Genomic DNA, 9,336 nt, shown 5'->3' on the forward strand with positions numbered 1-9,336 from the left:
AATTCGCGTCCCTCTTGGGTAGCTTTTTCGTACTCCCGCTTGATCTGGTAGTACCACTTGGCTTGGTAATCTGCTTCCTTAATCAGGGTCAACGGTGGCTTGTACTTTAAGCCTTCACTTTGCTTGGCAATGATGCGCAAATCTTGGTTAAGAAATTCCCGTGCCAAGGGAGCCAACAATGGCTTGAGGGGGGCAAGCCATGGAAATGTCCAGTAGTACGTGGCCGTAAGTTCTGTTTCCTGGTCATTGATGGGGGTGAGGGTAATCAGAAAACAAAAGGTGTGGCGATCGCTATAATTCGTTTCGATGCGAATCCCCGGTAGCCGATAGATAATTTCCACCTCAGGGTGACCGCCCAAAAGATGGTGCGCCCAAGATTTGCGCAGCAGGGGATGCCGCCGCATGGTAAACCCGTAGGGCGACGGATCAAAGGTTTTGGCCTTCTCAAAGAGTTTGCCCCGCTTGCGCCACCACCACGCCCTATGCACAAAGGGCGCATGGGAGGGATCCATAAAGTTAATAAACACTTGGTCAAGATGTCCCGGAAAAATAAATTTTTGCACCGCTTGGGGTTGGGTCTCGGCACTAAATCCGGGAACTAAGGGGACTTCTAAGGTGGGGTCGCCGACATTGCGCTCATTGGCGGGAAAAAAAATCCAGAGATTACCCTGCACCTCCCGCACCGGATAGCTCAACACCCCAAAGTGCTTGAGATCCACATCGCTATCACTCGTGAGGGAGGGAATCAACGTACAGTGGCCGTGGGCATTAAAGCGCCAACCATGGTAGGGGCACTCCACCTCTTCCCCATCGAAGCGACCATAGTGCAGGGGAATCCCCCGGTGGGGGCAAAGATTGCGCAGGGCAAAGGGCTTCCCTGAAGTAGTCCGACAAAACAGGATGGGTTCCCCCAAGAGTACTTTGGCTTGACACTGACCCGGCTTGAGGTCAGCGGCTGGCAGGCCATAGTACCAGATATTACGTAGAAAGTTGCTCCCCTCATGGAGGGAGAATGAAGTGCTGCTGGAATTCATGGCGCCATCGTACCAGATGCTGGGCAGAACATTCAAAAGGGGAAGGGGGCACACCGCTTGGGGTTTTAGCGATCGCCCCCGAAAGTTTGGATTCTAGATAACTTTTTCTCTGCTTCACGTAGCCGCAGTCAAGTTAGTGACATACCGCAGCAAGATTCCCTTTTGACCAAGAATGAACCCTTGATCGGGACCAAAGAAGAGAATTTTATAAAAGTTGGAGGGGACTTTTTTCACATCCACATCCTGCTGCCACGTTTGCCCACCATCTTGGCTACACAACAGTACCCCGGCACCCCCCCCCAGCCATATTTCATTGGGTGTGCGATAGGCCAGATCAAGAAAGCCTACACTATTACGACGCAGCGGACTCAGGAGTTCTCCCCAGTTCTCCGAATTTTCTGGATCAGAGAAAGCAATTTTACCGCCATTGACAATCATCCAGAGGCGACCATCGGGGGTAAAGCCCATGTTGTGGACACGACGGGAGGTGGTGCGATTGTGGGGTTTCCACGCCCTTTGTCCCGGCTCCCAAGTGGAATAAAAGCTCCCCCGTGAGGAAACAGCCACATACTCACCAGAGGGCGAACGGTTGAGGTTGCGCATAACACCAATGGCTTCTTGGACTAATGCTTGCCAGTTTTTGCCGCTATCTTTGGTACGGTAAATGGCGCCCACATCGGTCATCATTTCCGCAGCGCCGTTACCCAACGCTTTAATAAAGCGGGGGGAGCCAGGGAGTTTAGGATTGAGGGGAATTTGGCGCCAAGATTGGCCACCATCCGTTGTGTGGAGCATAATTGGCGGCTCACCGACAATCCAACCCTCGTTTCCTTGAAAGCTAATGCTGTTGAAGCGATAGTCTGGATTATCTAAAACCAGCGTGCGCGGTTCCCAAGTTTGACCACCGTCGTGTGTTTCCATCAGTGTGGCATTAGTCCCCACCAACCAACCGTGATTGCGGTCAATAAAGCTCATGTCGAGAACCGTTGCGGTCGTTGGCAGTTGGAGCGCTTCCCAAGGGTTGTAGTCCAAGGCTGGAATGGCGAGGGCAGAGGCACTGAGCTTTACCCAGAGGAGAACGGTCACCAGGAGCCAATGCAGGAACTTGAATCCTTTCATTTTTTGCCAATAAATGTCAATTCGTTTAGCGAACATTATAGAAACTCAGTAGAAAAAGAACGGCAAGGGCAAGACCACCAAAGATGAGGATATTTTTCTGACCCGGAGTGAGGCGATTCACCCCGAAGCCATAGTTGAGATTTTCCTTGAAACCCGAGGGAGATCCTACAGGTCCAATGTTGCTAAATTGCTTTTTGGGAGCACTGCACACTGGACACCGCCAGTTTAGGGGGAGATCGGCAAAGGCAGTTCCCGGCGGAATCGAACGATTTTCATCGCCCTTTGAGGGTTCATAGATGTAGCCGCAGGCACGGCACTCAAACCGATCCAAAGGGGCAACATCAGGGGTTTCGGCGGTCATACCTCAGAAATTTTTAAGATTTGCGACATACATCTTAATGTTACGGGATTTAGGGGCGTTTCTCGTGACAACGACAGGCGAGTTTTCAGGACAATACTGCGAAAGTCTAAGGCGTGTAACAAAAGATTAGACTACTGTAACAGAAATATAAAGAAAAGATTAGGAAAGTAAGCCCCCTCAAAAAGAAACGCCATGATAGAAGTGTTCAATTGAGGTCAGCCTATACAGACCTTAACCTTAAATCTCCCTTAATACTTCGTAGAATGCCGGCTTCCGCATGAGCAAGGGAGGCTGGCGTTTTACTATTAAAGGTAGAAAAAAGTTTGCGCTTTCCATTTGTTGCCTGTGAGTTCTACTTTATGTTGGCACTATCCACCCCTACAGGAGGGGATTCTCTGTCGTCGCTATCAGCGATTTTTTGCCGAGATTGAGTTGACCTCTGGCGATCGCATTACGGCTCACTGTCCGAATACCGGGCCAATGACAGGGATTTGCCAAGTGGGTGCACCCGTGCAGGTCTCCTACCATGCTGATCCTAAACGCAAGCTGGCTTATACATGGGAGATGATTTTTGTCAATGGCACTTGGGTGGGGGTAAATACAAATTTGCCCAATCGGGTAATTGCCTCAGCTTTAGCAGCAGGAATTCTACCGGAACTGGCGGGCTACGGCACTCAGCAGCGAGAGGTGGCCTATGGTCAAGAGCGCAGCCGCATTGACTTTTACCTGACGGACCATCCCCAGCAGCCTCCTGCCTATGTTGAGGTGAAAAATACCACTTGGGCACAAGGGGGCTTAGCCCTGTTTCCTGATACGGTGACGATTCGAGGCCAAAAGCATCTGCGGGAACTGCAACGGCTACGGCAAACCGAGCCACAAACACGGGTGTGTGTGCTCTACTTTATTAATCGCGGCGATTGCGATCGCTTTGCACCGGGGGACAGTGCCGATCCTACCTATGGACAACTCCTACGTGCCGCTTACAACCAAGGGGTAGAAATTTTGCCCTATCGCTTTGCCGTTGAGCCAAGGGGCATTCAGTTTTTGGGCACTGCTAAGCTTGTCCTCTAGGAGAGTTGACCGAATTCAATCAAGTTGCCGTCGGGATCTGCCACAAAAATGGCTGCTCGTCCTGAAGCACTGCGCTGAAAGGGAATCTGGGCTGCGGTTAAGCGTTGCTCAAGACCGGCTAAATCGCTTACGCCAAGGGCAAAGTGGGGATTGCGTCCCCACCGCTCATCTTGACGGCTATCCACTACTTTCTCGGCTTGGATCAGATGAATTTGCGCGCTACCCACTTGATACCAACGGCCGGCAAATTTTAGGGAACGCTCAATTGGGGTAAGCCCCAGCACCCCCTCATAAAAGGCGGCAGCTCGCTCCAAATCCGTGACGTTGATGGCAACGTGCAGAAAGACCATCAAGAATTAGCAGGTTGCGTCACCCCTAGGCGAATTTCGGAACAGAAGGAGGCCATACTAAAGCCCCCAAAGCGCTTGAGAATGCTGGTGCGCAGGCGTAGATTGGGGCTGGCAAACCAGAGCCGCTCTTCGGAATACATGGTTTCGTATTCGGTAATCAGTGTGAGGGCACCATCACTGCCCATACTGAAGCGACCGGCAACCGGCGCCTTTTCGGCATAGCCCATTTCCCGCAGGAGCTTGCCTTCTGTCCGCGACCCCTGATCCATAATTGGCACCAGTACCGTTGAGCCTTCGTGCTTTTCGCTGTCCCATTCCATGGTGCCGTCCCAGCTGACCCGTGCGCCGCACACTGCCCAAGCCGGATCGATGTTGTATTGCTGACACAGGGCAATGACCGCAGGATCATCTACAGACAGTAACTCAATGGTTAACTGAGACTTGCCTGACTCGGTTTGCTTAAAGGCCAAGTGATGACTCGTGCGCTGGGAGAACCAGCGGCCAGCACTTTGGGCAAAAAAGTCGCGGATGTCCATACCTATGCACACTACGAATGGGGGCTAGATCGGTATTTTTTAGTCTTTTTTTAGGGTACACCGTCTTTTTAATTCCTTCCAAACAATCGCGCCGAGGCAAGAGCGGTCGAAAATTAACAATGTAACGATATGTAAAAGAGTTTAAGATTTAAGATAGAAGTAGGTTGCCCTTATCCACCCCTATGCTGCACTCAAATTTACCTGAACCTCAACTGCTTAAGGTCTTGCTGGAGCCACTACTTGAAGACTTTCAGTACTGGTTCACGCGATCGCGCTCGCTACTGAAGACAGAAGTGATTCCCTTTCTAGGGGTAGCAGAACAGCAGGCTCTCCTTGAACGAGTAGAGACCGCCCTCAATGATGTGATTGCTACCCAAAGCCTCTTTCGGGCAACGGACGGCCAAGTGGGGGTTGATACGCAGGTGTTAATGCAGTGGCATACGCTGTTGATGGAGTGCTGGCAGGTTGCCCACCACTATCGCTTATCGAAATCTTGTGACGCTTAAACCATTCTCGGCGCTTGGCTCGGAGGTGCTCTCTTCATGTTGCAGTTGATTTATATTGTTACTTTTACGGTCTTGGCACTACTGGCTATGGCCAATCTAATTCGTAGTTTGTTGACTCTCGGTATTGAATCGCAACGGCAATTCTCACCGCAACGGGTGACCCATCCAGAACTCTTAGACAGCGAGGGTCACCTCATTGATGAACCCCTGTTGGTGATGCGCTCCCTGAGTGTGGAGGATGCCCGCGCCCAACTGGATGCAATCTACCGCGAATCCCCTAGCTATGGCGACGACCAGCGTGGAGAAAGCCAAGCCTAGGTTTTTAGGCCAATATGGGCAGCTCCTGAGCCGATGGTTTCAGGGGGATGCAGCGACCCTAGCAGAGGTCTTGGCTAAGGCATGGCGGCAGTTGCCGGCAACGGAGGTCTTGCTGATTGGCAAACCCCCATCGGGGAAAACTTTGAAACTTTGATTGTACGGGCGATCGCGGGTGCCGAGGCCGGTATTGTCAGGGCAGGGTTTCGTCCCCTCCGGCAGCAACCACAGCGCTATGGCTACTCCACTATGCTTGTATGCCTGCGGCACAGGGAGAGCTAAATCAAGCCATCGTTTTGGGGGGCATTTGCCCGCAGGGAGCCATTGGCCTGCCAGCGCACTTCTCCTGTTTCTCCAACCACAAAATAGGGAATTTGTTTCTGCTTGAGGTAGTTAGCGATCGCCGGCTCAAGGGCATTGCGACTGAGAATGACACTGCGGGGCTTGACAATCTCAAAGAGGCGTGGCGTTAATTTGCGCCCCCACCACCAGAGAACCTGGGGCGGCTCCACGGGTGTCACGGCCAGCCAATCGGTTTGTGCCGCATCACCACTGGGATCAGTGACAAAGAGCCAACGACTACTACCCATCTGCAGCGCTAAGATTGCGGGATCTGAGCGCAAGACAGTGATTTTCACTTGACCCAGTTGAACGGGTTGCCGCAGGGGCAACGCTTGATAGGGCACCTTGAGGGTGGCCAACATTTCACGGTAGGCAGGATCACTCTTGGCCGTTGGCACATCTGTAAATTGGCGAATCGGGGCGATTCGATGAATGTCGCGCCAGCCCCGCTGTTGACGATACTGGCGATCGCTGGCCACTGCCCAATCAATACGGTTAATACCCTCTTGAGCCAAGAAAGCCGTTAGCCCCTGGGCATCGCCCCCATTGATCACCACTGTCCCTGCGGGTTGCTGAATTACAAGTGTCGGAACTTGTGTATTGGCAAGAACAGTGGCTTGAAAGAGGGTGTTTTGGCGCAGAACAAAGGGCACCAGAACAAGGGTGATGCCAAGAGTGAACAGCAAAAACCAGTGCCGCCGCCAGCGAGGACTCAGCCACACAAGAATAATCAGGCCATAGAGGACTACAACTTGGAGCCAGCTCAAGCTGCCAAGGGCAATTGTTGCTGCCGGCAACTGGCCAATAGCTTGGATAAGCCACAGGAGAAAGGCCGTGGGGTAGTAGAGGAGCCAGGCAAGGGCGGAGCCCACAGGAGGAACGAGGAGGCCAATCATTGCACTGATAAAGCCGCCAACCGTCAACAGGACAAGGGGCAGATTGGCAACGACATTGGCCAGCAGACCATACACAGGAAAAATGCCAAAGATAGCCAGGGAGAGGGGGAGAACCCAGAGGGTGGCGGCTAAGGGCACAGCAATTAGATTACGCAGAGGCGTTGGCAACCAATCGAGGCGATCGCCGATGGGTTGGGCACTGACAATTAAGCCCAAGGTGGCCAAGAAGCTTAACTGAAAGCCAATGTCCTCAATCCACAGGGGGTTGTAAATCAGCATGACAGTGGCGATCGCCAGCAGGATTACAAGGGGTTGCCCCTTTTGACCATTCACTAGAGCCACTAACCCCGCCAAGCCCATGAGCACAGCCCGAACCGCTGAGGGGGCAAACCCACTTAAACAGGCAAAGAGCACCAAGACCCCAGCCCCCAAACCGTAGCGCCACTGCTGCGGCAAAGGACGTGTCAGCGCCAAGACAACCGCTAACAGAATAGCCGTATGAAACCCCGAGGCCGCCAGCGCATGGGATAGCCCCACTTGCCGAAAGCTATCGCGCACCTCAAAGGGAATCGCCACCGCCCGGCTGCCCAGCACCATTGCCGAGACCACAGCCCCATAGCGATCGCCCAAACCTTGGGCATGGACTTGGACAATTCGCTGCCGCAGTGCCCACAGCCCCCACGGTGATCCCCGATCCAAAATCGTGACCCTATTGCCTGCTAAGCCGGCAAAGGTTTGCTGCAACTGAAGCTGCCGCCGAAAGTTAAAGGCACGAAAAAATTCATTGCCCCCGGCGCGGGGAAGATAGAGCCGCCCTGAGATCTGAATCCGCTGGCTGGGATATAGCTTTGCCCCTTGCTCTGCTGGAAGCGTCACGTAAAGGCGGCCACTGGCTCTCCCCTGCAGAACCCCACTTTGGGCGGGTACCTCACTGAGATTTTGATAGCGCTCCACCCCTAGAAAAAAACGTTGTCGTCCGAGGCGATTAGGTAGTGGGGTGGTTTCAACCCAACCCTCGACAAGCACTGTTGGCGGTAGATTCAGAGCCTCAAGACGCGGCACTAAACGACTGATATCATTCACCCCCGGCTGGGGCGTGCGCAGCCACCCATAGGCCATCGCCAAGAGGGCAACCACAGTGGCGATCGCAAAACTTTGACTCGCAGGCAGTCGTAGCCAAACCTTGCCCCCCCAGCGGCGCCCCCCGTAGAGCACTCCCCCCAGCGCCAAGACTCCCAGCCAACCCCACTGAAAGAGACTGAAGACACACCCCACAATAAAGGCGATCGCCCAGAGAATGGCATCTGCTTTGGTAATCCTGAACATAGCCTAGGTGGGGTTGACGTTCAGTGGAAATATTTAGGACAACATTTAGGAGTTATGCCGCCAGTTTTTTACTCTTTAGATCACATTCGTCATGCCGACGCTAAGGGGCATCCGCGTCTTTTTTTCGGCATCAATGGTCAGTTCCTCAGGACGGCAGCGCACCACACTGACCTCGATTCCCTCTGCTCCCTCAGCCTTCAAGTCCTCAATGTAGCCATCCTTCTCTCTTTCTGCCTCCATGGGCGTCAGAAAAGGGCCAAAGTAGTAGGTGCAGGGGGGGGTTTTCGTCTCTATTTTGACCCACCATGCCAAACCTATCCCATTGACGAGATCCGCGAGCCAGCTTGTAAGACCCTTATTATTATCACCAAACATTGACAGTTTTCCTCCGAGACTTGCCAAATTGCCCCAACCAATCAATTCAATGCGTGTCTTGGTTTGCTCTCTATTTGTGTATAACTGATCCCCCCTGAAATGTGTATGGCGAAAATTCCAAACCATTAATTGTCATATTTATTTACATCAAGACTCCCCCCGAGGACAAGTCATGAGGTGCGAATTCAACCCTGACGCTGAATATAGATGCAGTGGCGCTGGGCACGGCTCAAGGGGGTCGTAAACGCCTGAACGTCCAGTCGTTGACTGCAATATCGCGGCAAGAGGGTTTCTAAATGCCGAGCCTCCTCATCGCTCCACTGACCTCGGTACAGGACTAGAATGCCCCCCGACCGCAGTCGGGGCAGACCATAGGCACAACAACGCCTGACATCACCGACGGCGCGAATTAAGGCTAGATCATAGCGATCCTGATGGGCTTCTGCCCGTCCCCATTCTGGATAAATGTTGACCAAACCAACCGCTGAATGGAGAGAGTGCAAAAACTTGACTTTCTTTTGGGTAGCTTCAAGGAGGGTCACTGACCAATCGGGGCGGGCGATCGCCACCGGTACTCCCGGAAAACCACCCCCACTGCCAATATCAATAACCCGTTGAATCTTTGTTCCCCACGGCGTGCCTCCACCGGACTGTAGCCACGGCAAAATCCCCCGTAACGAATCCCAAAGGTGCTTTTCCCAGAAATCACTGACCGCAGTAATGCGGGTGAGGTTGATCCGTTGGTTAGCGGCGAGGATGGCTCTATAAAAGCGTTGGAACTGTTCCTGCTGCTGGGGTGTGGGTTGCCACCGGAGGGTCTCCTGCCAAGGGAATTGCTCAAGCAATAGCGTGTTAAGACTCGCCATCACCACCACTGGGCAACTCTTTCTTTGCCGTTAGCACCTCCCACGCCGCCTTGAGGCGTTCCTCAAAATCTTTTACATGGCTAGAGACGGTATCGGCATTCGACTTCAGCTCTGCGATCGCTGTTTCAAGGGCTTTTTGGACATCCGCTGGCAGGGCTTTGAGTTGAGCAGTTGCAAACCGTTGCAGAGCCGCAAGGAGAGCTTTTGCCGCTTCGGTGACTTCTTCTACACTAACGGTT

The 9,336-nt window shown here is 53.0% G+C and carries 13 protein-coding genes; 4 read left to right on the forward strand and 9 right to left on the reverse strand.

Annotated features, from left to right (window positions below):
- The 3 genes from Q0711_RS09740 to Q0711_RS09750 form a co-directional block, all read right to left on the reverse strand.
- Window positions 1-1,034: aromatic ring-hydroxylating dioxygenase subunit alpha (locus Q0711_RS09740; RefSeq protein ID WP_299042430.1), on the reverse strand; the 1,034-nt coding region annotated here is incomplete at its 3' end.
- Between the two features lie 114 nt (window positions 1,035-1,148).
- Window positions 1,149-2,189 (reverse strand): photosynthesis system II assembly factor Ycf48, encoded by a 1,041-nt coding sequence (locus tag Q0711_RS09745; RefSeq protein ID WP_298977369.1) that lies wholly within the window; start codon window positions 2,187-2,189, stop codon window positions 1,149-1,151.
- Window positions 2,179-2,514, reverse strand: a complete 336-nt coding sequence (locus Q0711_RS09750) for a rubredoxin (RefSeq protein WP_298614303.1) — start codon at window positions 2,512-2,514, stop codon at window positions 2,179-2,181. The genes Q0711_RS09745 and Q0711_RS09750 overlap by 11 nt, the downstream gene beginning before the upstream one ends.
- A 345-nt stretch (window positions 2,515-2,859) precedes the next feature.
- Between Q0711_RS09750 and sfsA the strand changes: the two genes are divergently transcribed.
- A complete protein-coding gene (gene sfsA / locus Q0711_RS09755; protein ID WP_298614301.1) occupies window positions 2,860-3,585 on the forward strand; it encodes a DNA/RNA nuclease SfsA in 726 nt (241 codons plus the stop codon).
- Here sfsA and Q0711_RS09760 read toward each other — a convergent pair.
- Together Q0711_RS09760 and Q0711_RS09765 are read right to left on the reverse strand one after the other, a co-directional pair.
- Window positions 3,582-3,935: a VOC family protein gene (locus tag Q0711_RS09760; protein ID WP_298614299.1), complete on the reverse strand. Its 354-nt coding sequence runs from the start codon at window positions 3,933-3,935 to the stop codon at window positions 3,582-3,584. The genes sfsA and Q0711_RS09760 overlap by 4 nt on opposite strands.
- Entirely contained in the window at window positions 3,935-4,471 is a 537-nt protein-coding gene (locus tag Q0711_RS09765) for a phycobiliprotein lyase (RefSeq protein WP_298614297.1), read from the reverse strand. The genes Q0711_RS09760 and Q0711_RS09765 overlap by 1 nt, the downstream gene beginning before the upstream one ends.
- A 182-nt stretch (window positions 4,472-4,653) precedes the next feature.
- On the opposite strand from Q0711_RS09765, the gene Q0711_RS09770 reads away from it, so the two are divergent.
- From Q0711_RS09770 to Q0711_RS09780, 3 genes are all read left to right on the forward strand, one after another.
- On the forward strand, window positions 4,654-4,977 hold the full coding sequence (locus Q0711_RS09770; protein ID WP_298614295.1) for a DUF2605 domain-containing protein: 324 nt from the start codon (window positions 4,654-4,656) through the stop codon (window positions 4,975-4,977).
- 36 nt (window positions 4,978-5,013) lie between these two features.
- A complete protein-coding gene (locus Q0711_RS09775; protein WP_298614293.1) occupies window positions 5,014-5,295 on the forward strand; it encodes a DUF2973 domain-containing protein in 282 nt (93 codons plus the stop codon).
- A gap of 81 nt (window positions 5,296-5,376) precedes the next feature.
- A complete protein-coding gene (locus tag Q0711_RS09780; RefSeq protein ID WP_298617398.1) occupies window positions 5,377-5,574 on the forward strand; it encodes a hypothetical protein in 198 nt (65 codons plus the stop codon).
- Here the strand turns inward: Q0711_RS09780 and Q0711_RS09785 are convergent.
- The 4 genes from Q0711_RS09785 to Q0711_RS09800 all read right to left on the reverse strand — a co-directional run.
- Entirely contained in the window at window positions 5,571-7,856 is a 2,286-nt protein-coding gene (locus Q0711_RS09785; protein ID WP_298977375.1) for a ComEC/Rec2 family competence protein, read from the reverse strand. The genes Q0711_RS09780 and Q0711_RS09785 overlap by 4 nt on opposite strands.
- A 75-nt stretch (window positions 7,857-7,931) precedes the next feature.
- Complete coding sequence (locus Q0711_RS09790) at window positions 7,932-8,231, reverse strand: DUF1816 domain-containing protein (RefSeq protein ID WP_298617393.1); 300 nt, start codon at window positions 8,229-8,231, stop codon at window positions 7,932-7,934.
- Window positions 8,232-8,416: 185 nt separating this feature from the next.
- The gene (rsmG, locus tag Q0711_RS09795) at window positions 8,417-9,097 is read right to left on the reverse strand and encodes a 16S rRNA (guanine(527)-N(7))-methyltransferase RsmG (protein WP_298617391.1); all 681 of its coding nucleotides are present in this window, start codon (window positions 9,095-9,097) and stop codon (window positions 8,417-8,419) included.
- Window positions 9,084-9,336 (reverse strand): hypothetical protein (locus Q0711_RS09800; protein WP_298617388.1); only part of this gene is annotated, 253 nt, incomplete at its 5' end. The genes rsmG and Q0711_RS09800, both read right to left, overlap by 14 nt.

It is taken from the genome of uncultured Thermosynechococcus sp., assembly GCF_937958135.1.
Taxonomy (GTDB): domain Bacteria; phylum Cyanobacteriota; class Cyanobacteriia; order Thermosynechococcales; family Thermosynechococcaceae; genus Thermosynechococcus.